Source organism: Chryseobacterium sp. CBSDS_008 (genome assembly GCF_049959325.1).
Classification (GTDB): Bacteria; Bacteroidota; Bacteroidia; order Flavobacteriales; family Weeksellaceae; genus Chryseobacterium.
Genome location: NZ_CP188202.1, coordinates 395,534 through 419,221 on the forward strand (window position 1 = coordinate 395,534; position 23,688 = coordinate 419,221).

Consider the following 23,688-nt stretch of genomic DNA (forward strand, 5'->3'; position numbering starts at 1 on the left):
TATCCAAATAACTTTAAATAAATTTATGAAAAAAAGAATTTTATTCGTTTGTGCATTAGCATCTTCTTTTACAGTTTTCAATGCTCAGAGATGGGAATCTGTCTCTCAGAAAACTTCACAGATAAGAAAAGGAGTAGAGGTACAGCATTCTTACAGAGTGGATCTGAAATCGCTTCGGGAAATGCTAAGAAATGCTGAAGAAACCGGGAAAAATACAAAGCCGGTTATTATTTCATTACCCACCGTAGAAGGAAAGATCGAAAAATTTGCGGTGTACAGTAATCCGGTGATGGATCAGTCGCTGGCAGAAAGATATCAGCTGGGATCATATGTGGGAATAGGCGTAGATGATCCGTCTAAGTATTTAAGATTCAGTACATCTCCAAATGACATGCAGTCTATGATCATTAAAGATGGTATATTCCAGTTTATAGAACCCATAAGTGCTGATAAACAAACATACGGGGTTTTTTATAAAACAAAGGAAAAAGGAGGTATACACGGTTTTGAATGTGATACAGAATATGATCTTAAAGATATGGGTAAGCTGGTGGAGAATGGGAAAAAAATGCTTTCCAATGTAGGAATTACCAACAGGCCTACTAATACCAAATACAGAACTTTCAGAATGGCCATAGCTGCTACCGGTGAGTACACGCAATTTCACGGCGGTACAGCTGCAGGAGCAGTTGCTGCTATTAATAATACAATGACGAGAATCAATGGCGTTTTTGAGAGAGATTTCGGGGCTCATTTTAATGTACTGGATCTTCCGGGAATCATTTATACTGATCCGGCAACCGATTTTTACACTCCTCAGGCTGCTGCAACTGATCCGTCGCTAAATTTACAGTTACAACAAAAACTTACAGCAGATGTAGGAAATGCGAACTATGATATTGGGCATGTATTTCATTGCAATGCAGGACAAAGCAGAAATGGCAATGCAGGAGGAATAGGAATTGTTTGCACGAATCCTGCAACGAACACTTCTTTAGCAAAAGGATCTGCTTTTTCAATGAGTCCGGATCCTGTAGGAGAAGTATTTGATTTAATGGCAGCTCACGAAATGGGGCACCAGCTGGGCGCTAACCATACCTTCTCTATGAGGACCGAAGCTTCAGGAGCTAATGTAGAACCTTGGGGAGGAACAACAATTATGGGATATCCGGGAATTACACAAGATAATATTCAGGCAAATATGGATGGGTATTTCCATTATAAATCTATTTCCCAGGTATTAAATAACCTGGAATCTAAAGTAGGATGTGGTGTTGCTACGGATATCATCAACAATACTGCTCCGGTAATTACTCCGCTTGCTAATTATTCTATCCCTATGGGGACCGCTTACTACCTGGATGCGGTAGCAGCAGATGCTGAAAGTGACCCTGTAACCTATACATGGGAACAGTATAATAGTGTGGGAGACAGAAATACCATTTCAGGGGACAGCGGATGGGGGTATAATGCAGAAGGTGCAATCGCAAGATCATTGCCGGGAACAGCTAACAGCAGAAGATATTTTCCTAAACTGGAAACGGTATTAAATGGTGTTTTGACAGACAAACAAGTATGGGAAACCGTTTCTTACATCCCCAGAACATTAAATTATGCAGTAACAGTAAGAGATCAGAATGCATTAAGACCAATGACTTCTACTGCCGAAACAGTGATAACAGTAGGTTCTAACGGACCTTTCAAATTCAATGGTCTTACGACAGCATCCGTTTTATATAATGATGCATCTAATACCATCACATGGGATACTGCAAATACCAATAACGCTCCCTATAATGTAGCGGCTGTAAAAATAGATTATACAGCCAATAACGGGACTACGTGGACGGATCTGGTAGCTTCCACACCCAATACAGGAAGCTATGCTGTACAAATGCCGGCCAATGTAACAGGTGCTGTTAAATTAAGAATATCAGCAATAGGTAATATCTTCTATGCTGTATCTCCGTCTGTAACAGTAGGATCTGCTCCTACTTCTACTATTGCTGCTCCAACAGGTGTCTCTGCAATAGATACAGAAGTTTTAAAAACATCTGCAAGAATATCATGGAATAAAGTACCAGGCGCTACTTATTCCGTCAATTACAGAAAAGTAGGGGCTGCAGGCTGGTCAAATACAACAAGCACAGTAAACTCTGTATTACTGTCAAACCTGGAAGATGAAACCGATTATGACGTGCAGGTTGCTGCTGTTGTGAATAGTGTGCCAGGTGCATTCTCAGCTAATTATGCGTTTAAAACCAAAGGGCTGAGAACAGGTGCAGATTATTGTTTAATGACTACAGGAGGAAATGGCGGAAGCTTTAATAGTGGTCTTGTAAAATTAACATTATCTAACCTGGCCTATGTATATACAGGATTGGATGTTTATAAAACATATCTTGATTTTAGTGAAGATGCTGCCAAGGTAGTTAACTTAACAAAAGGAACTCAGTATACTGCGAGCTTTAGAAACCTTGCAGGAGGAAACTATAATGACTGGCTTGAAATCTGGATAGATTACAACAGAAACGGAGCATTCGAAAGTTCTGAAAAGGTGGCTTCCAGCGGAGCACTTCCTTTCTATGCCGCTGCTGCTCAGGCTTATCTTCGTGACGGAAATGTTACATTTACCGTACCTGATACCGCTTATTCTGGTGATAAACTATTGAGAATGAGAGTGGCAAGTGCTTTCTTTAATGCAGCCAGCGGACCATGCGGAAGTCCTACTGTACCGGTAAATGGTGGTGGAATCGTTTCTGTAGGATCTTTCAGAGATTTTTCTGTGAAAATTTCGGAAAATGCTAACCTCGCCGTAAGAGAATCTGCAGATTCAAAATCATCAGAAATATCTGTTTATCCTAATCCCGCAGATACATTTGTAGAAGTGAAAAACCTTAAAGGTAAAGGGAGCTACAAAATTTACAGTGCGGATGGAAGACTTGTTCAGGAAGGGCAGATTGATGGAAAAATTAATGTAGCTTCTTTAGTAAAAGGAATGTATGTGATCACGATAAAAGATGACAATACTACGTATAATACTAAGTTAATCAAAAAATAACACACATGAATCTCCATATCTGGATCTAAAATGGAGCGAGAAAAAATTTATTAAGCTTAAAAAGGCTGTCTCTGAGTGGAGGCAGCCTTTGTTTGACTATGAAGTGAGATGGCCGTTAAAAAAATCAAGCATGGTTGCTAATGATTTTTCAGAATGCATCCGCTCTCCATTTTCAAGGGATTCCTGTGTGGCAATGGCAGCTCTTTTCCGCATTATTTGTTCATAATCGGAGATTGCTTCCTGCAAACTGCTGAAATGGGTACCTGTTAAATGCTCACTCAGTTCAAGGGCATCCAGCATAGCCATATTGGCACCTTCTCCTGCAAATGGTGGCATTACGTGGGCCGCATCACCTATCAGGGTCAGGTTGGGCTGAGCTTTCCATGTCTGGTCTAAAGGCATATAGTAAATCAGACGTGGAATAAAAGGAGTGGCGGCATTTTTAAAAAGCTCTTCCCACACCGGGCTCCATTCAGTATATTCTGTGTTGAACCAGTTCAGAATCTGTGTATTATCGGAAAAGTTGAGACCGCTTGTGACAGGCCAGTTTTCATCGGCTTTAAAGCTCGCATAAAATCCAAGATCGCCATTCCCCTTCTGACCAAGTAAAATATTTTGAGTATTTCCGAAAGCCATTATTTTTCCTCCTTTGACCATAGCATCAATTGAGGGCGCATTTTCTTTTGAAACAGTGCCTTCCACCATAATAATTCCGGAATAAACCGGTTTGATCTCGGTAAGATAAGGGCGTATTTTGGAATTGGTTCCATCAGCGGCAATGACAAGATCAGAGTATGCTGAAGTTCCATTTTTAAAATGCAGCATCCAGCCTTCATTTTGACGTTCCATAGTGAGAAAATGACTGTCCCAGATTACTGTTTCAGGCTGTAGAGAATCCAGCAGCATATTTCTTAACGGGCCGCGGTCTATTTCCGGACGGAAATGCTCATGTCCAAAATCCTCTTCAGGTTTTGTTTCATGATCGTTAAAAAATATTTCTGCCTTTTCATTGACAATCAGGGTTCTGTCTGCACCGGGACGGAAGGTTTTCTTAAATTCATCCAGCAGTTCTGCTTTACGGATGGCTGCCAGTCCGGAATCTTCATGCATATCAAGTGGCGAACCCTGTACACGGGCATGTTTATCGAAGTCTCTTTCATATACTTTTACGGCTGCACCTTTCAGCTGTAAAAGTCTTGCCAGTGTAAGCCCTGCAGGACCGCCACCAACGATTGCTATTGATTTATTTTCTATCAGCATTGTTAATTAAATTTTACAATGCAAATTTATTTTCCTTTCAACACTGATAATAGTACAAATCGGTCGTTTTTATTTTTGGATAATTCTTTAGGGGCAACTCCTGAAAATTTCTTCACTTCTTTGATAAAATGATTCTGATCGGTATAATTAAGTTCCGGAAAGAGCCTTCCCTGTGCGATATGTTCCAATGATTTTCTGAAACGTAAAATAGTAGAGTAGGCTTTTAATGACAGCCCAAGCTGTTTCGTAAAGTAACGGTTGATTTGCCTGCTGCTCCAGCCTGTTTTTCCTGAAAGTTCCTGAACACTCATTTCTCCTTTTGAGGTATATATCAGTTCAAAAAGTCTGCGTTTTCTTTCATCTACTTTTTGGGGAAGCAGTTCTTTTATTTTTTGAGTTGCTTTTATACAGCAATAGCTAAAATCCTTTATATCCTCAGCTTTAAAATTCCAGAAATCAGGAGAAAGTTCTTTTCCGATGTTCAATAAATCTGCGATGGAGGTATTCAGGATATATTCAACAGCCAGAGGCTTGAAGCTGACCACAAAAGCAATCGTATGTGGATTAATATATCTTTGTTCCGGATAGGTTTCCAATCCGATAAGGGTAATATGAAAAGGTTCTGATGCTGATTGTGAGAAAAATAAATCAATTCTCCCGTCAGGTATAATGACCACTTCCTTTGCTTCATCTGAAAGGTTCTGAAAAGTCCCCAGACTTTCAACGAATTCGGCGATTTCCTTATCAGGTTCAATGAAGTTATAAGTAAAATCATGGTCCATAGTAATGCTATCTGCTTTTTAAAGAAGGAATTTACAAAATTTGTTATAAGCTGCCAATATAGAGATAAATTTGTCCTAGTAGTCAATAATTATCTTTAGAATGTCTAAATGAAGTTCTTCTAATTACGGTTTTCCGTAAGTTATAGCCATTTTTTTTATTTAATATTGCCGAATAATCAACTCAACCATGGAAATTTTATTAATCATTATTTTATTTGTCCTGATACTTTATACTGTTAGTACCTCGGGCAGGTTAAAAAAAGAAATTCTTCAAAAAGATACTCAGATTACAAGTTTGAAGAGAGATAATAATCAATTGAAAATAGAGATTTCCAACATACAACTTGATAAGATTACTCTTAGTAAAAAAGTAGCAGAATTATTACAACATAATGATGCCTTGCGAAAATATCAAGATATTATTGATGTAAAAGTAGAATGTGATTATCTTCTTAAAAAAGCCGAAAGAGATAGCTTGAAACTAAGAGAAAAGGCAGGGCAAGAACTTTTAGATGCACAGAGTGAGGCTAGGGATATTCGTAGAAATGTAAAGGAAAACACGGAGAAAAAATCCAGGGAAATAGCCTTATTATATGAAAATGCAGTAAACGAAACTAACCGTATTGTAGAAAATGCGAAAGTAAGAGCAGAAACAATAGGTGGGGATGCTTACCGAAGTTTAAGAGAAGCTGATCAGATTGCTGACAGAATAAAAGCAATGAAAAATGTGATCAAAGGTTATGGTAATGAATATTTAATACCAACATATACATTACTGGATGATCTTGCAGAAGATTTTGGGCATAAAGAAGCTGGCGATAAACTTAAAAAGCTTAGACATAACAATAAACTAATGATTGTAAGCAGACAGGCTGGTATCTGTGATTATATGGATGAATCAAGAAGAAATACAGCTATTGATTTTGTTATTGATGCCTATAATGGAAAAGTAGATTCTATTTTGGCATCAGTAAAGAAAGATAACTTTGGTATACTGAAACAAAAAATGGATGATGCATTCCAATTGGTAAATTTTAATGGACAAGCTTTTAGAAATGCAAGAATATCTGATGTTTATCATAATGCAAGAATCGAAGAGTTAAAATGGGCAGTTGTCGTTCAGGAACTGAAATGGCAAGAACAGGAAGAGCAAAGACAGATTCGGGAGCAGATTCGGGAAGAAGAAAGAGCTCGTAAAGAGTATGAAAAAGCAATCAAAGAGGCAGAAAAAGAAGAGCAAACTTTAAAAAGACTGATTGAGAAAGCTGAATCTCAGGTAGCCAGAGCAAATGAAGAACAAAAAATCTTTTTTCAGCAGCAACTTGAAGAATTACAGCAAAAACTTACTCAGGCTGAAGAGAAAAATCAAAGAGCAATCTCAATGGCTCAGCAGACCAGAACCGGAAATGTATACATTATTTCAAATATCGGTTCATTTGGAGAAGATGTTTATAAAATTGGTATGACAAGACGTTTGGATCCTTTAGACCGTGTTCGTGAGCTTGGGGATGCAAGTGTCCCTTTTGAGTTCGATGTTCATGCCATGATATATGCTGAAGATGCCCCAGGCCTAGAAAAACAGCTTCATAAAAAGTTTTTGAAAAGTCAGCTTAATAAAATTAATCCAAGAAAGGAATTTTTTAGATTAAATATTCATGATGTCAGAAGCTATATTGATTCTATGGGAATCGCTTGTAAATGGACGCTGGCAGCAGAAGCAAAACAATACCGCGAAACTTTGAAGCTTGAAGAAGATATGAAAACCAATAAACAGCTTGAAGCAGAATGGAAACAATATCAGGAGGTTACAGATCCTGTAACTTATGATGAAGTTCTCTCAGAAGAATAACTTTTTTACAAAAATAAAACCCTTTAAGCCAAAATTTAAAGGGTTTTTGTTTCATATAAATATCATTCCGTAAGATGCGAAAATTTCTCTCCTCTGGAGGGTGACAAAATTCAAAGAATTTTTGACGGGGTGGTTTTAAAGCATTTGATTCCAGACTTCCACGAATTATTGCTAATTTAGATGACTCAAAGTATATTTATGATGATATTTTAATGGACAAATCATCACTTAATACTTACTTCCATTCCCTGTTCAGCATCAGAACGGAAGTGGTTGAAAAGATGACTGAAACTTTTAATCATTTTGAATTAAAAGCGAATACGGTTTTGCTGGATATAGATACGATCAGTACCAAAACATACTTTCTGGAAAAGGGCTATGTGCGGTCGTATATATTGAATGAAGATAATGAGGAAATTACCACCAATATTTATAGAGCACCCTGCTTCGTTAACGATTTTCTGTCTTTTTTCAGACAGCAGCCTGCCAAAGAAATATACCAGACTGTAACTGAATGTGTTTTCTGGGAAACAGGATTGGAAAATGTACAGCATAACTTCCATACTATTCCTGAATTCAGAGAGTTCAGCAGGCTTCTTTTCGTTCTCAATTACTATACTATTCACGACAGGCTGATCGAAATGGCGAGCCAGAAGGCTTCTACAAGATATTTTAATCTGATGAAGAAAGATCCTGATATTTTCCAGCATGTTCCTTTGAAAATAATTGCTTCTTATCTGGGAATTAAAGACAGTTCACTAAGCAGGATCAGAAGGGATATTCATAAAATATAATTTCTTTTCATTTGTCAAGCGATATTTCAGGAATCAACACTCATCTTTGCTTAAAAATAATTTCATGAACAAAAAACATATTGTTGTTGTAGGATTGGGTGGTGTAGGCGGTTATTTTGGATTTAAAATCAATCAGACCAATGAAACTTCCGGAAAATATACCGTTACTTTTGTTGCCCGCGGAGAAACTTATGGGAAAGTAAAAGAAAACGGATTGACATTGTTATCCCCTGAACATTCCAATACTCAGACTCATCCAGATGCGATTGTGCAGAATATCCGTGATATCCAAAATCCAGATCTGGTATTGATTTGTGTAAAAGAATACGATCTTGAAAATGTCTGTAAGCAGTTACTGTCAGTTATTAACAAAGACACCATACTGCTTCCGATGATGAACGGAGCAGATATTTATGACAGGATACGTAAAATAATTCCGGGTCATACTGTTCTTCCAACCTGTATCTATGTAGCTTCCCATATTAAAGAAAAAGGAATAGTGGAACATAAGGGAAAAGCCGGAAAAATGATTGTGGGAAGAGACCCGAAACATTTTTCTGTCCCGCTGGAATGGATTACAGATTTATTGAGTCAAAGTAAAATTGATTTTGATTTTAAAGACAATTCATTAACAGATATCTGGACGAAATTCATATTTATCGCAAGTTTCGGATTGGTAACGGCGAAGCATAATTCATCTATCGGAACTGTATGTACAAATGAGCAGCAGAAGAAAGAAGCAGCTGAGATTATGAAAGAAATCAAACAGATCGCCGATAAAAAAGGAATCTATCTTCAGGAAGATATCATCAGTGCCACTTTCGAAAAAGCCTCAACATTTCCTTTTGAAACACCTACTTCTTTACAGCTTGATATTCATTCAGGAAAGAAGGATAATGAACTGGAATTGTTTGCCGGAGCTGTGCTAAAATATGGCGCTGAACTTGGAATAGAAACTCCTTTTACTCAAAAAATCTACACTGAGATTAAAAAGAAAATAAGTTTAGGCTAAAGCCGAATGAAAAAGAAATATAAGAAGGCGGGTTAAAACCCGCCTCAATTGAAATCAAATATAAAAGATAGAAATTTTTTAGTCGTTCTCTTACTTCATAGCGTTAATTAAAGTATTCAGCCGAATATTCAGATACTATGCATGAATTTTTGTCTGTTCAATAATACTTCTTCGGTTTCCCGGTGATCAGGATCATCCACACAACAGTCTACAGGGCACACCGCCTTACATTGTGGTTCTTCATGAAAGCCTTTACATTCCGTACATTTTCCGGAAACAATATAATAGACCTCATCTGAAACTGCTTCGTGGTAGGCATCGGCATCATCTTCTGTACCGTCAGGAAATATAATATGTCCTGAAAGTTTTGTTTTGTCTTTCCAGCGCCAGTCTATTGCGCCTTCGTAAATGGCTGAGTTGGGACATTCAGGTTCGCAGGCCCCACAGTTGATACAGGCATCTGTTATTTTTATAGCCATATTGTATGAATTTAAAGGTTTAAAAAAGAGATTCCTTCAATACTGACCGATTCGGAAATCCCAGCTAAACTTAATTCCAGCAGTTCACACTGTTTTTTTAATAGCATCATAAAGTGTGCTAATTTTTATTTTTAAATCATTAATCTGCTGCAATTTCTATCAGAAGCCTATACATCTGGGCGTAAAGTGCATCTGGCAGGCTAATCTCCTGGCTGTATTAAAGTTGAAGGATTCACGCTTTCTATTTTCTTAGAAGCAGCAATGCTGATGAGCTTATCAAATTTACCGGCATAGAGCTCTGAAATTTGAGTTGATTGGTCTGAAACAAATAATGATGATCTGATGACAGGTACACTGAATGGGATTGGCCACGCACGCAATGATTTGGCAATAGCCTCCATAGTATTGATGCCCTGCATCGCCTGCAGACCATCTGCCCAGCAGACCATGCCAACGGTTTTATCGGTGAGGTAAGGTTCATACCTGTCGGCGGTTACTTCAAGCCAGTCCAGACAGTTTTTCATCACACCGGGAATGCTTCCGTGATAAAGAGGAGCCAGCCAGATATGCAGATCTGCATCGGTGAACATCTGAGTCATCCGTTCTACTGCCAAAGGAGTTTTGGGAAGAGTGACATCAAATAAAGGGATACCGGAATCAGCAAGCGTAAAAACTTCAGCCTGAATTCCCCGTGCTTTCAGACGTTCAGAAAAATAATCCGAAATCAGTCCGGAAGTAGATAAAGTTCTTCTTTCCAGCGATCCGTTGAATATGATTGCTTTCATTTTTTATTGTTTAAAAATTACTTTGGGTAATCCTACCTCGCCGTACAGCAGTGTTTTGACCAGCGGTTTCAACAGTCCGGCTGCTAATAAATACAACGCAGGATCATGATTGGTACTTGCCCGGACAACCACTTTCTGATTCTTATAGTGCTTCAGATCAGCATAAATAAGACGCCGTTTCCAAAGATCAAGCAGAATTGTTTCTGCATTGTTTAAATCAACATACGAAGCATACGGAGACAGCTTCTCCATGATCAGCATATAGGCCCAGGGTGGAATAATAGCATCTGTAGAGCATATGATTCCTACTGCTTTTTCGTTATATACAGAAAAATCTACTGCCGCAATTGATTCTTTAAATTCCTTCTCCTTGACAATCATTCCCATGAAAAGATGATCTTTGATATCCAGCTCTACAATTTCCGTAGTCGGTTTGTAGTCTGAGAGATCAAGGGCAATAATTCCTGAAGCCTTTGCTTTATTGATAAAATTTTCCTCAGTCATAGCTTATTTACATTAGTGTTAATTATCTTACTTTTGACAAAGCCTCTTCATATTTTTTCTCAACAGCAGACCAATCTAATACAGACCAGAAAGCATCCAGATAATCTGCACGCTTATTTTGATAATTAAGGTAATAGGCATGTTCCCAAACATCTATTCCGAGAATAGGAAAACCTCTGTTCATCGAAAGAATATCCATCATCGGGTTATCCTGATTTGGAGTAGAACTGATCGCAAGTGATCCGTTGAATTTTACATACAGCCATACCCATCCTGATCCGAACTGTGACAAACCTGTTTTTTTCATTTCTGCTTTAAGGTCCTCAAGACTGCCGAAAGTAGCTGTGATATCATCATGAAGCATGCCTTCAGGACTAAGCTTAGGCTGGGGAGAAAGAATTTCCCAGAACAAAGAGTGATTGTAGTGGCCGCCACCATTATTTCTTACAGCAGGACTGTATTCACTTATTCTTTGCAGTAAAGAATCAAGGTCAGGATTGGTTTCGCTGGTTTGAGCAAGAGCTGTGTTCAGATTATCCACATAAGCCTGGTGGTGGCGTTGATGGTGAATCGTCATTGTTTCTTTATCTATAAAAGGAGCTAAAGCATCATAAGCATAGGTCAGCTGGGGTAGTGTAAATAAGGTCATCGTATTTATTTTTTAATGTATTACAAAGGTAAAAATATATTTAAATAAAACAACTTTTTAGTTGTTTTATTGATTCTTTTATTTCAATGTCCCAAGTCTTGTAAATGTTCATTTTAAGCTTAAAATTGATGAATTATAGAAAATGACTATATTTGTTGTTGAAAAATAAAACAACCTAAATATTGTCAAATGAGGAAGCCGGCTGCTGATCGAATTCTGATGTTTCTTAAAATGAGAGGTGAAGTTACATCGCTTCTTATTGCTGAAGAACTGTCGATTACCAAAGAAGGGGCGAGAAAGCATTTACTGAATCTTGCTCAGGAAGGATTGATCCGTTCTTTGGTGAAGAGCGAAGGAGTTGGCCGTCCGTCAACTTACTATGCCCTTACAGAGAAAGGATGGGCCCAGTTTCCGGATACCCATGCAGATGTGACGGTTCAGATTTTGAGGTCAGTGAAAAATCTGTTGGGCGAAAATGCCCTGGATCTGTTAATCAGCGACCGGGAAAAGAATACCCATGAACGATATGAAAAAGTTTTGACCAAAGCAAAATCACTGGAACAGCGCCTTGAGTCCCTTGCAAGAGTGCGCAGCGAAGAAGGGTATATGGCCGAATGGAAAAAAGAAGGCCAGGAATATTTTCTGATTGAAAATCATTGCCCGATATGTGCTGCAGCAACCGAATGCCAGGGTTTCTGCCGTGCCGAGTTATCCAATTTCCAGTCGTTGATAGGGAAAGAGTACAAAGTGGAAAGAATAGACCATATTATTTCCGGAGGACAGCGCTGTGTGTATAGAATAAGCCAGGAATTCTCCTGAGGCTGCGCAGCAAATTGGTCATTCACAACCCAGAATCCTGAACCCCAAACTTCGTTCAATATTTTGTCAAAATCTCCATCAAAAACAGAATAGAAACCAGCTTTTTAGACGACTGGTATTCCGGATTCAGCTGTTCCCGGATTTCTCCCAAAGCTTTGCTTAATTTATTACTCACTGTCTTATTGCTGAATCCCAATGCTTCTGCGGTTTCATTCACAGACATATTTTTCCGGATTCTCATATCGTAAACCTGCTGCTCCGTTGAGGGAAGCTGGGAAACTACCTCATCAATCATTGATAATAAAGTACTTATTTCGTTCTCCTCAAGGATTTCAAAATAATCAGAATCTGCGATTTCAATTTCATTCGGAATATCAAACTCATCAATACTCAGGGTAGGAGGAGCTTTTTTGTAGCTGTTATAAAAATCAATAATCCGATAATGCAGATGGCGGAGAAGGTAACCTTTGGCACTTTCTGCATCGTCGGTTTGTATACCCTCTGTATTTTCAAGAATCTTCATCCAGAGGTTCTGAAGAATTTCTTCAGAGACTTCTTTATCCCGTGTCCGTACAAAGACAAAGCGATACAGACTATCCCAGTATCGGTCATACAGCAGCATAAATGCAGGGCGGTCGCCTGATTTTATTTTCTTTAATAATGTATAGTCTGTTGGGCTCATATTGTGATACAAAATTACCTAAAGGAAAATTAACTTTTTGTGAACTTTGGGTATGGCAAGATTAAATATTTCTGAAAAACAGGGCTCAAATAGAACGCTAATGTTGAGTAAATGTGAAAAAGCTTGGAAATTATTAACAATTTGGTGGTAATGTGAATATAACGTTAAGAATACATTAGGGAAGTTTTTCATTTTCACTGTCTTATAGATAGAAGTATCTGTGAATACGATGAAAGACTTTATGAAAAAACATTTAACCTATAAAAATATTGAAGCCTTTGTTTTCAGACTTTGGGAACGGGAAGTTTCGGAAGACCCAATTTCCGAAAAAGAAAATGAGCTTTTAAGACAATGGAAAATTCAGGCAGAAAAAGGTCTGGATGCTGTTTATAGCACAGAATCCAAAGAAAGGGTATTATCCGGCCTTGAACATTACTTTTCTCAAGCAGATATTATTTCTATCCAGCCCGCAAAAACCTTTAAAACACATCTCTATAAAATTGCTGCGGTTATTATTCTGCTTCTGTCATTGGGAGGAATTTTCACTTATACCATGTTCATTAAGCCGGATGTTTATCTTGCAAAATCCGGAAAGCGGATTGTTCATCTTGAAGACGGATCTGTAGTTACTCTCTTGCCAGGTGCAGAACTGACTGTAGAAAAATCTTTCCCTGCATCCACCAGGGTTGTGGATTTAAAAGGAAATGCCATATTCTCTGTGGCAAAATCTAAAACACATCCTTTCATCGTTCGTGCAGATGGTTTCAGCACTAAAGTATTGGGAACAGTATTTAAAATCTCACAGTCAGGCAGGAAAAAAGCAGTTGACCTTTATGAAGGGAAGGTGGCTGTATCTTCTCCGGGCGTTCCCGTTTCTTTCCTTACACCGAATCAGAAGTGGACCAACTTCGGGATTGCTCATACTACAGCGGTTATTTCATTGAAACAGGTGAAAAATTCATCAAGAAAAGTTTCTTCAGTATTGTCTTTGAGCTTTAATGATGTTCCTTTAAAAGAAGTAGTAGCAGTGCTGGAAAGCAGCTATAGCACCAAAGTATTGTACCCTAAAGAAGCTGAACATAAAAAGATCACTGCTGATTTTACCGGTGGAACAGTCGGTGAAAATATTGAATCGCTGGCCTTCATCCTGGGACTGGAAGTCCAGAAAAAAGAAAATACCTATATCCTTAAGAAATAAATCATTATTCAAAAAAAAAATAAATAATCATAATCAAGAGAACACTATTAAGTATGAAAAGTTTGAAATGTGGGATTACCATAGCAGCCTTATTTTTTACTGTAGCCGCAGAAGCTCAGGAGCTGGTTCAGAAAGTAACATTTTCTGTACCTGCCAACAGACCGTTGATTGAAGTTTTAGAAGAGTTTGCCGGAAAAACGGGGATGAGGCTGGCTTATTCCAGGGTAGATATTAAAGAGCTGAAGGTAAGAGGAGTGAAATGCGAAAATACTTCTGTCAATAATTGTCTGAAGGATATTACCAATGGCCTTCCTGTGATATACCGACTGCATGGTGACCTTATTTCGATAAAATATGAAAGTTCTGATTTATCTGTACCGGGAAAGGGACGAATTTCCGGTAAAATAGTGGATGAGGTGGGAAATCCCATTACCGGAGCAGAAGTGAATATTGCTCAGAAAACTGCAGTAACAGATAATAACGGAGATTTTACCATAGATCTTTCTTCAGGAACTTATAACCTGACCATAAAAGCTCCCAAATATAATACGCTGAGGGTTGAAAAACTATCTGTGACCAATAAAGAAACCAATTCAGTTTCATTTGCATTAAACAAAGCTTCCGATAAAATTACAGACATCAAAGAAGTCGTGATTACCGCAGCCCGTAAAGCAGATACCCAGGCCGGGCTTCTTGCCCAGCAGAAGAAAGCAGCACAGATGAGCGATGGTATTTCAGCGGAACAGATTTCCAAAACTCCGGACAGCGATGTAGGTGGAACTTTGAAAAGAGTAACGGGAATTACCACTATCGATAATAAATATGTAGTTGTACGATCTATGGGAGAACGATGGAATACCGCTGCCATGGATGGAATCAATCTCCCAAGTACCGAAGCTTATAACCAGAACTTTTCATTTGATATTATCCCTACAGCCATGGTAGAAAGCGTTGTGGTAAGCAAATCAGCCACTCCGGATATGAATGCCAGCTTTGCGGGAGGATATGTGGAAGTGAGAACCAAGGATATTCCCAACGAGAACTTTACAACCGTTACATTAGGAACTTCATATAACGATCAGTCGGCTTTCAAAGAATTTCTGACCCGTAAACGTGGGAAGTACGATTATTTCGGGTATGATGACGGTACAAGGGATTTTCCCAAAGGACTAGAAGCGATGATCTGGACAGATCCAAGGTTTTTTGAACAATCCAGACAGTTTACCAATGACAATTTCAGCACCTATAAAACCAGAGGTGACATGGGATCTAATATCCAGCTGGCATTAGGAAGAACATATGCACTAAAAAACAATAATAAATGGGGATTTGCCGGCGCATTTGTCATCAGAAATGAACAGAATAAGCTGGATATTGATCATACGGGAAGAGGAAACTGGCTGGATACCACAGGAATGCCTGATGCAAACGGGCAGATTCCATTCTATAACTTCAAAAACAGCGGAGCTTCCTACAATTATAACTCTACACTGGCAGGGATGTTGAACTTTGGGCTGCAGCTGGGAAAAAACAGAATTTCATTCCGTAATTCCTACACCCATATTTTTGATAATACATTAACAAGAGTTACCGGCTGGAATGAGTATACTACTAATAGTGGTATGGCTGCCAATGCAGAATTAGCCTACAATTATTTTTATAACGGAGTCATACCTAATAATGATCCGGCTCAGATCAAGAATTTAGACAGACCTTATACCGATAATACCAACTATCCGATTTTTCAAACCCTTTTGCAAAATAAAATGGAAGGAAATCATAAAATAGGAAATACTGAGATAACCTGGTTTGCAGCCCATACAGGAGTGGCTTCTGACACCAAAGATTACACACAGTATATTACCCGGTATGATTTTATCGGAAATGAAATTCTGACTTATCATAAGATCTATAATTCCGGAGCAGATTTCTACAGAGGATATATAGAAAATAAAGAAACCGATTACAACTATGGCGCTTCTGTAAAATGGGACATGGATGCAGGAAGTTTTAAAAACACCATTAAAACCGGATATGCCGGAGCTATAAAAAACAATACCAACCAACAGCAGAAGTTTTTTCTTCGTGTTGATGAAAACAGAAATGTTTCAAATAGTGAAAAAAATTACCTGACAATGTATGGAACCCTTTCAGATTGGTTCAATGGATCTCAATATGTACCGGGAGGTATCGGATGGGAAACCAAGGCATTGTATAAAAACGATAAATATGAAGGAGAAGTAAAACAGCACGCTCTTTATGTTATGTTTGATAACCGTTGGAAGAAATTAAGATTGGTATGGGGACTTCGTGCAGAGTACTTTAAGTATGACCTTATTTCCCAGCAACTGGACACAACTGATGATAAGAATATTGAAAGAGCAGCTATTGAGGATAAGCCATGGCAATTTATGCCCTCTGCAAACTTTACCTACAGCCCTACGAATAAAATCAATTTCAGACTTGCCTATAATAAATCTGTCATCCGTCCGCAGTTTAATGAAAGAACAGGACTTCCTTATTTCGATCCGGTGGCCAACGGTTTGATTTACAATACAGAAATGACCTCTTCTGTCATTAATAATTATGATTTCAAATTTGAGTGGTTTCCAGGATTGGGAGAAATATTTTCTGCAGGGCTTTACTATAAAAATATAGACAGACCCATAGAACGTGAAGGGCATATTTCCAGTGAAGGGAATCTATATCTCTATAACGGTAATTCAAAAAATGCAAAATTATTGGGTGTGGAAGCCGAGGTAAGAAAGAATTTAGGATTTATAGCAGACGAAACCTTTCTGAAAAAGCTTTTTATAAGCGGAAACTTTACCTATAATCATACAAAGGTAGTATCCTTTATAGATCTTTATAAAACAGGAGACAATGATGAAACCTATGAAGTAAAACGTCCATTGTACGGGCAGACTCCGTATGCCTATAACCTTGGATTGACCTATGATGGCGACCGATTGGGACTGAGCTTTTTATACAATGCTAAAGGAGATCAGTATATCACCGTAGGATATGCTTACAAAGGAGAAGAAATACAGCGTCCTTATGCGGTGGCAGACGCACAGGTCTCCTATAAATTCCTTCGCAATAAAAATCTTGAATTAAAATTTAATGTAAGAAACATCTTCAACAGGGTAAAGGAATATTACAACAACTATAATTCTTATCTGTCTGCAAAAGAGGTAGGAGGAAGCAATATAGGTACAATAAGAGAAGCCTGGGATCTTCTTCCCGGAGCAACGGATAAGTATGATAAAAATATTGACACAATTATGTTCCGAGCTTACAGCGGAAGAATGTTCAGTCTTAGTGTGAATTATACTTTTTAGATAAGTATGTCAACGATATAGAAAGATATCTTAATGATAGAAATGTACAGGTTTCGGGAACCTGATCAAAAACTGAAATATTGATGATGCGCAAAGCAGTACAGTTCTGAGAAAACCGGACGTTAACAGCTTTAACGGATTATATGGGAACTCCCGCAATGCAGTTCCTCCTGCAACGATGGGATGAACCCAAAAACAATACGAAGAAATAGAGAGGAAGATATTACTGAATACTAAAAACTGATCTGGTATAAAAATAAAACAACCGGATTTATTAAAAATTATAACAATGAAAAGATTCATTCTAATTGCAGTGGCAGGACTATCCCTTACTGCCTGTCAAAATGATCATTTAGCGGATTCTTCTACTTCATTCGAAATGGAATCTACTTATGCTGAGTACATTACAGCTTCTGCTCTTCCGGTAACCAGCGTAAGCGGAGATATTACTTCCAATACAACATGGAGCGGGGTGATTGAAATGGATGGAGTTGTAACGGTAAAAAACGGGGCAACTTTAACAATTCAGCCGGGTACATTCATTAAAGCTAAACCAAGAACAAACTATACCCCTACAGGGGTTTTGGTAATTGCTAAAACAGGAAAAATCAACGCGGCAGGTACAGAAGCCCAGCCCATCATCTTCACCAGCTACAAATTATTAGATGGTAACGAAGATACTACTGCTGCTCCTGGTGACTTCGGAGGTGTTATCTTGTTGGGAGATGCCCCTGCAAATACAATTAATACTAAAACAATTGAAGGATTATCCGGGTATGATTTTTATTACGGAGGTACAAACCCATCTCACAATGCAGGAATATTGAAGTATGTTCGCATTGAATTTGCAGGATATGACTATGGAGGAGCTAATTCGGGAAACGAAATCAACGGTCTGACTTTAGGAGGTGTTGGTAACGGAACTACTTTAGATCATATTCAGGTATCTTATGGGAAAGATGACTCTTTCGAATTCTTCGGGGGGAACGTAAATGCTTCCAACCTTGTTTCTTTTGCTGCTGAGGACGATAACTTTGATTTTGATAACGGATATACTGGTACAATCACTTGTGCACTGGCTTTGGCAGATTACAACTCTACACACAGTCCTAGCAGCTCTAGCCCGGATTCTAACGGTATTGAGCTTGATAACAATGCAGATGGTTCTTATACAACATTGTTGACTCATCCGGTGATCAATAACCTTACAATCATAGGTGCTAAGAATTCTTCTAAAGGCGTTTTATATGAAAACGGTATCCATATCAGAAGACACGGAAGATTGACATTGAACAATGCTGTTGTAACAGGTTATCCAGTAGGAATCAAAGTAGAAGGTACTGGTTCTGAACTTTCTGCAGCTTCCAATTTAGGTTCAATCCAGATACACGGATTTGGTACTTCCGTTACAGGAGCTGGTACGGCAGGAATTCCTGCTTCTAAACTACTGCATCTCTATGGGGTATGAGCCAACCTTTCTATAACGAAGGAAGCTGGAATGTATCTCCAAGAAACTGTGGAAACTTCCAGGGACTTTGGACCAAGTATAATTTCTCCATTTTAGAATAAGGAAATGAACCTTATGAGTATGGAGATAGAAACTTAGAGTAAAAAGATATCTTAATTATAGAAACGTACAGGTTTCGGGAGCCTGATCAAAAACTGAAGAATACTGATGATGCGCACAGCAGTACAGTTCTGAGAAAACCGGACGTTAACAGCATTTCCCAGGCATTAACGGATTGTATGGGAACTCCCGCAATGCAGTTCCTCCTGCAGCGATGGGATGAACACCAAAAAACAAATCGAAGGAATAGAGAGGAAGATATTCCTGAATAAAAAACTGATCTGGTATAAAATAACACGACCGGATCTATTAAAAATTATAACAATGAAAAGACTAACTCTAATTGCAGTGGCAGCATTATCTCTTACAGCTTGTCAAAACGATCAACTGGCGGATTCATCATCTCCATTCGAAATGAAATCTACTTCTGCTGAATACCTTACAGCTTCTGCGCTTCCGGTAACCAGTGTAAGCGGTGCTATTACTTCAAATACGACATGGAGTGGAGTAGTTGAATTAGACGGGGTTGTAACAGTAAAAAATGGGGCAACATTAACAATTCAGCCGGGTACATTCATTAAAGCTAAGCCAAGCGCAAACAATACAGCTACCGGAGTTTTGGTAATTGCTAAAACAGGAAAAATCAATGCAGCAGGTACAGAAGCGCAACCAATCATTTTCACCAGCTACAAATTATTAGACGGAAACGAAGATACTACGGCTGCTCCTGGTGATTTCGGAGGGGTTGTTATATTAGGAGATGCTCCTACAAACACGCCTTTCACAAAAACAATTGAAGGATTATCAGGTCCTGATTTCTATTACGGAGGTACCAATGCTTCTCATAACGGGGGAACATTAAAATATGTTCGTATTGAGTTTGCAGGATACGACCTTTTAGCGCCGAATTCAGGAAACGAAATCAACGGTCTTACCTTAGGAGGAGTAGGAAACGGAACTACTTTGGATCACATTCAGGTATCTTTCGGGAAAGATGATTCTTTTGAATTCTTTGGTGGTACTGTAAACGCTTCAAACCTTGTGTCTTTTGCAGCAGACGATGATAACTTCGACTTCGATAACGGATATACAGGAACAATTACTTGTGCATTAGCTTTGGCAGATTACAACTCTACACACAGTCTTAGCGGAGCAAGCCCGGATTCTAACGGTATCGAGCTTGATAACAACGCAGAAGGTTCTTCTACATCATTGTTGACTCATCCGGTAATCAACAACCTTACTATCGTTGGTTCTAAGAACTCTTCTAAAGGTGTTTTATATGAAAACGGTATCCACATCAGAAGACACGGAAGATTAACATTAAATAACGCTGTCGTTACAGGTTACCCTGTGGGTATCAAAGTTGAAGGTACAGGTTCTGAACTTTCTTCAGCTTCAGCATACAGCACTATTCAGGTTCACGGATTTACAACTTCAGTTACAGGTACAGGAACAGCAGGAATCCCTGCCGCTAATCTGTTAACCGGAACTCCAGCATCACTATGGGGTATGAGCCAGCCATTCTTCAACGAAGGAAGCTGGAATGTATCTCCAAGAAACTGTGGAAACTTCCAGGGACTTTGGACAAAATACAATTTCACCATTGTAGAATAATAAAAACTTTTAAAAAAAGCAGGGAACAGCATATGCTGATTCCTTGCCTTTACTTCAAAAACATTAACAATCAATATTATGAAAAAAATAATTTTATCATCTGTTCTGTTTTTATCCCATCTGGCTGCAGCGCAGTCTCTGGTATGGGGAAATTCTTTTGATACCCCTGCTGATCTTCAGGGATGGACATTTCATGATCTGAACAGCAACGGTAACGGATGGGTGCAGGGACAAAATATCTATCACAACGGAACATCTTTGGCTTATGGAACTGCCGGCGTGCTTCGTCATTCTATCAGTCTGGTTCCAAGTGGAAATGCTACCGGCTTTGCAACAGAAAATGACTGGATTATTTCTCCGCAAATTGATCTTACGAATGTTACAGGAACAGTCACTCTAGCTGCCAATATCGGAAGACAGAGATCTACCCACACGATTGTTGCCAGAGACCTTTTTATCTATATAAGTACACCACAAAAAGAAGTTCCTACATTAGCGGATTTTCAGGCCATGACAGTAGATGCAGGTGGTAACGACGTTCAGAGCCTTTATAAAATACAGGTAGGAGACTCAGCCAATCCATTTCCTGCAGATCTTACCGAGTTTGTACAATCCCTTGTAGATCTTTCTGCTTTTGCAGGGAAGAAAATCTATATCGGAATGTGGGCCAACAGAAAAGCAAGCGGAAATAATATTCAGAATATCAATATTGATGAAATAGGAATTTATGCTACAGCATTTTTGGGAACTAAGGATGTAAAAAGAAACAAAATTGTAACACAAATAGCAGAAAACCCGGTAAAAGAATCTTTGCAATTAAAGCTTAACCCGGTATTAAAAGAAAATATAGCCGTGGTGAATATTTATAATGCAGCCGGACAAAAAGTATTGACAACTCAGTATTCCAAGGTTATCCCTATAGCAGGGCTTACATCAGGAGTATATATCGCTGAAATTACTGATGGAAAAACTACGGAAAGACTGAAATTTATAAAAAAATAATCATTCTGTCCCCTTAGAATCTGATTGTAGAAACACCATGAAATTTTATATAAAATAATGGATCGTCTTAAAAGATTATCCAGAATATATCCAACTAGTTTTTTTATAATTATATATTGCCCGGCTCACGGGCTGGGCAATATTTTTTAAGTTTTACAAGAAATAATTGAAGAAAAATGAATAAAATCTTCGCATTACTATTATTATTTACCGTACTTTTTTCATGCACAGACAGCAATACAATGGAACTGTATGATAAAGTACAGAAACCCGGAGAGGTTAATATCAAAGGATTCTCCAAGCCTGATGTACTGCAGTTGAGGTTCAACGGACAGCCTGTATCCATTGCCGGAGAAACGTCTTACACCAATAAAATTGAAACTCAGCTTCAGTTTGTTCTCGATCAGGGAGAAACCAATAAACTGTCTGTTTACAATAATGAAACAGGCGCTGAAATTGCAAAATACAATATTACCTATGACAATATAAACGATTATAAAGACCTCTATTTCTTTAACCTTCCTGGAATTTACCTGCAGACTTATGCTGTAAAACCTCAGGTTAATTTTGGAAAAGTAGGTTTTGAATTCATTTTTCCCAATTTGGGCGAATTTTCCGGAACCTCTCTAAAAAATGTGAAAGGCATTTTGAAAAAAGAAAACGGAGCAGTGCTGGCAGAATTTGACGAAATCGGAAAAGATAATTTTACCACAGTGAAAATCTATAGTTTTTTCAGCTCAACGGATCAGGTATATCTGGAATTATACAAACCGGGAACTACAGAGCCTTATGCAGGATCTAAGATAATTCAGGTGAAATTAAAACAGCATACCGGTGCCAATATGATCGTCCTTCAGGAAAAAATGGAGAACGGAGAATGGATCGTAAAAGGAGATATTGATGTGTCAGAATATCTGTAATTGCATATGAAAAACTTTTTAACACTTCAATGCATTGCCATCGCAGTCTTTCTCATTTCGTGCACGAATAATAATGATGAAAGCGCCCCTGTTTTTCCGGAAGGAAGTACAGAATCTGTGAATCTCTGGGTTCAGGACAGTATGAAACGCTATTATTACTGGGCAGATCAGATGCCTGAAAAACCCGATTACCATCTTTCCCCCAAAGATTTTTTTAAAAGCCTGCTGTCTTCCCAGGATCGGTTTTCTTTCATGGTGAATACTGAAGATTCATCCACCTATCCACGTTCTATAAGGAACATGTATGGTTTTGATTACACGGTTGTTCAGCTTGCCGGCAACCAGGTAGTTACTGTAGTTAAGCTCGTTCTTCAAAACTCTCCGGCCTTCAATGCCGGCCTGGAAAGAGGAATGATCATTACCAAAGTCAATGGAAAAGTAATTACAGTCGCAAATGCAGAAGCAATGGCTTCCTCTATTAAAGATCAGACTGTTGTAGAACTTACGGTAGGAAAATGGCATAACGGAGGAGTTACTGATGAAAAAAACATCACCGTTTACTATGGTTTCTCTTTTGAACAGCCCATTTTATCTAAAGTTTTTGATAAAAACGGTAAAAAAGCAGGCTATCTGTATATCTATGATTTTCCGGACGGAATGACCCAGGCTCTGAATCAAAAGTTTGCCGCATTTAAAGCGGCGGGAGTACAGGAACTGATTCTTGATCTCCGCTACAATTATGGAGGCTCGGTATCATCTGCAGCGGCACTTTGTTCTTTAATTCCCTCAGGTTTATCATCCGTATCGCCATTCATTATTTTTAAAGGAAATAAAAACGGCGGCGAGGTAAAAAGAACATTTGCCGAACAGATCGCCTATGACCCCAAAGCACTTGATTTTGCCACTTTAAGAGCCAATGCATTGGGATTACAGAAGGTTTTTATCCTCACCTCGAACAGTACCGCTTCCGCATCCGAAATTGTGGTGAATAATCTCAAACCGTACATGCAGGTTATCCAGATAGGAGATACTACACTGGGAAAAGATATGGCAGGATTTGTGGTGGAAGACAAACGTAAACCGAGAAAAATTCCCTGGCAGATCCACCCCGTAATTTATAAAGTATTCAATGCTGACGGAGCTGGGGAATACAGCAAGGGAATTGCACCTCAGGTCACCGCCAATGAGTTTGCAGGTTTTCCGCTGTTACCTTTAGGTGACCCTAACGAAACTCTTATTTCTTCTGCCCTAAACGGTGGATATTTCAAATCTGCAGCTTTGGAAAAGAATGGAAATGTTAAGATTGTATACCAGAGTGATGTACCTCCTGTTATGATTGGAAAAGCAGGATTTAAATAGAAAAACAA

The 23,688-nt window shown here is 38.6% G+C and carries 19 protein-coding genes; 12 read left to right on the forward strand and 7 right to left on the reverse strand.

The window, feature by feature from the left end; genetic code table 11:
- The first annotated feature begins 25 nt into the window (after window positions 1–25).
- On the forward strand, window positions 26–3,061 hold the full coding sequence (locus ACP3T3_RS01700) for a reprolysin-like metallopeptidase (RefSeq protein WP_426478208.1): 3,036 nt from the start codon (window positions 26–28) through the stop codon (window positions 3,059–3,061).
- Window positions 3,062–3,157: 96 nt separating this feature from the next.
- Here ACP3T3_RS01700 and ACP3T3_RS01705 read toward each other — a convergent pair whose 3' ends face one another.
- Both ACP3T3_RS01705 and ACP3T3_RS01710 read right to left on the reverse strand, forming a co-directional pair.
- The gene (locus ACP3T3_RS01705) at window positions 3,158–4,321 is read right to left on the reverse strand and encodes an FAD-dependent oxidoreductase (RefSeq protein WP_426478209.1); all 1,164 of its coding nucleotides are present in this window, start codon (window positions 4,319–4,321) and stop codon (window positions 3,158–3,160) included.
- Window positions 4,322–4,347: 26 nt separating this feature from the next.
- Window positions 4,348–5,103, reverse strand: a complete 756-nt coding sequence (locus ACP3T3_RS01710) for a helix-turn-helix domain-containing protein (protein WP_426478210.1) — start codon at window positions 5,101–5,103, stop codon at window positions 4,348–4,350.
- Window positions 5,104–5,290: 187 nt separating this feature from the next.
- Here ACP3T3_RS01710 and ACP3T3_RS01715 point away from each other — a divergent pair, with 187 nt between their 5' ends.
- The 3 genes from ACP3T3_RS01715 to ACP3T3_RS01725 all read left to right on the forward strand — a co-directional run bounded on the left by ACP3T3_RS01715 (window position 5,291) and on the right by ACP3T3_RS01725 (window position 8,758).
- Window positions 5,291–6,952 (forward strand): DUF4041 domain-containing protein, encoded by a 1,662-nt coding sequence (locus ACP3T3_RS01715; protein WP_426478211.1) that lies wholly within the window; start codon window positions 5,291–5,293, stop codon window positions 6,950–6,952.
- Window positions 6,953–7,164: 212 nt separating this feature from the next.
- The gene (locus tag ACP3T3_RS01720) at window positions 7,165–7,746 is read left to right on the forward strand and encodes a Crp/Fnr family transcriptional regulator (RefSeq protein ID WP_426478212.1); all 582 of its coding nucleotides are present in this window, start codon (window positions 7,165–7,167) and stop codon (window positions 7,744–7,746) included.
- A 64-nt stretch (window positions 7,747–7,810) separates the two neighbouring features.
- Window positions 7,811–8,758, forward strand: a complete 948-nt coding sequence (locus tag ACP3T3_RS01725) for a ketopantoate reductase family protein (RefSeq protein WP_426478213.1) — start codon at window positions 7,811–7,813, stop codon at window positions 8,756–8,758.
- A 128-nt stretch (window positions 8,759–8,886) separates the two neighbouring features.
- Here the strand turns inward: ACP3T3_RS01725 and ACP3T3_RS01730 are convergent, their stop codons facing one another.
- From ACP3T3_RS01730 to ACP3T3_RS01745, 4 genes are all read right to left on the reverse strand, one after another.
- The gene (locus tag ACP3T3_RS01730) at window positions 8,887–9,237 is read right to left on the reverse strand and encodes a 4Fe-4S dicluster domain-containing protein (protein ID WP_426478214.1); all 351 of its coding nucleotides are present in this window, start codon (window positions 9,235–9,237) and stop codon (window positions 8,887–8,889) included.
- A 200-nt stretch (window positions 9,238–9,437) separates the two neighbouring features.
- Window positions 9,438–10,022, reverse strand: coding sequence for an NADPH-dependent FMN reductase (locus ACP3T3_RS01735; RefSeq protein WP_426478215.1), 585 nt, complete (start codon window positions 10,020–10,022; stop codon window positions 9,438–9,440).
- 3 nt (window positions 10,023–10,025) lie between these two features.
- The gene (locus ACP3T3_RS01740; RefSeq protein ID WP_426478216.1) at window positions 10,026–10,526 is read right to left on the reverse strand and encodes a DUF2480 family protein; all 501 of its coding nucleotides are present in this window, start codon (window positions 10,524–10,526) and stop codon (window positions 10,026–10,028) included.
- A gap of 22 nt (window positions 10,527–10,548) precedes the next feature.
- Window positions 10,549–11,175, reverse strand: coding sequence for a superoxide dismutase (locus ACP3T3_RS01745; RefSeq protein WP_426478217.1), 627 nt, complete (start codon window positions 11,173–11,175; stop codon window positions 10,549–10,551).
- Between the two features lie 189 nt (window positions 11,176–11,364).
- Between ACP3T3_RS01745 and ACP3T3_RS01750 the strand changes: the two genes are divergently transcribed.
- The gene (locus tag ACP3T3_RS01750; RefSeq protein WP_426478218.1) at window positions 11,365–11,994 is read left to right on the forward strand and encodes a helix-turn-helix transcriptional regulator; all 630 of its coding nucleotides are present in this window, start codon (window positions 11,365–11,367) and stop codon (window positions 11,992–11,994) included.
- A gap of 55 nt (window positions 11,995–12,049) precedes the next feature.
- Here the strand turns inward: ACP3T3_RS01750 and ACP3T3_RS01755 are convergent, their stop codons facing one another.
- On the reverse strand, window positions 12,050–12,676 hold the full coding sequence (locus ACP3T3_RS01755) for an RNA polymerase sigma factor (protein WP_426478219.1): 627 nt from the start codon (window positions 12,674–12,676) through the stop codon (window positions 12,050–12,052).
- A 241-nt stretch (window positions 12,677–12,917) separates the two neighbouring features.
- On the opposite strand from ACP3T3_RS01755, the gene ACP3T3_RS01760 reads away from it, so the two are divergent.
- The 7 genes from ACP3T3_RS01760 to ACP3T3_RS01790 all read left to right on the forward strand — a co-directional run bounded on the left by ACP3T3_RS01760 (window position 12,918) and on the right by ACP3T3_RS01790 (window position 23,680).
- On the forward strand, window positions 12,918–13,874 hold the full coding sequence (locus ACP3T3_RS01760; RefSeq protein ID WP_426478220.1) for a FecR family protein: 957 nt from the start codon (window positions 12,918–12,920) through the stop codon (window positions 13,872–13,874).
- Between the two features lie 53 nt (window positions 13,875–13,927).
- The gene (locus tag ACP3T3_RS01765; protein ID WP_426478221.1) at window positions 13,928–17,215 is read left to right on the forward strand and encodes a TonB-dependent receptor domain-containing protein; all 3,288 of its coding nucleotides are present in this window, start codon (window positions 13,928–13,930) and stop codon (window positions 17,213–17,215) included.
- Between the two features lie 289 nt (window positions 17,216–17,504).
- Entirely contained in the window at window positions 17,505–18,683 is a 1,179-nt protein-coding gene (locus tag ACP3T3_RS01770; RefSeq protein WP_426478222.1) for a hypothetical protein, read from the forward strand.
- A gap of 423 nt (window positions 18,684–19,106) precedes the next feature.
- A complete protein-coding gene (locus ACP3T3_RS01775) occupies window positions 19,107–20,399 on the forward strand; it encodes a hypothetical protein (protein WP_426478223.1) in 1,293 nt (430 codons plus the stop codon).
- A gap of 78 nt (window positions 20,400–20,477) precedes the next feature.
- Window positions 20,478–21,401, forward strand: a complete 924-nt coding sequence (locus tag ACP3T3_RS01780; RefSeq protein ID WP_426478224.1) for a T9SS type A sorting domain-containing protein — start codon at window positions 20,478–20,480, stop codon at window positions 21,399–21,401.
- Window positions 21,402–21,577: 176 nt separating this feature from the next.
- Window positions 21,578–22,321, forward strand: a complete 744-nt coding sequence (locus ACP3T3_RS01785; RefSeq protein ID WP_426478225.1) for a hypothetical protein — start codon at window positions 21,578–21,580, stop codon at window positions 22,319–22,321.
- Between the two features lie 6 nt (window positions 22,322–22,327).
- On the forward strand, window positions 22,328–23,680 hold the full coding sequence (locus tag ACP3T3_RS01790; RefSeq protein WP_426478226.1) for a S41 family peptidase: 1,353 nt from the start codon (window positions 22,328–22,330) through the stop codon (window positions 23,678–23,680).
- Window positions 23,681–23,688: the final 8 nt, after the last annotated feature.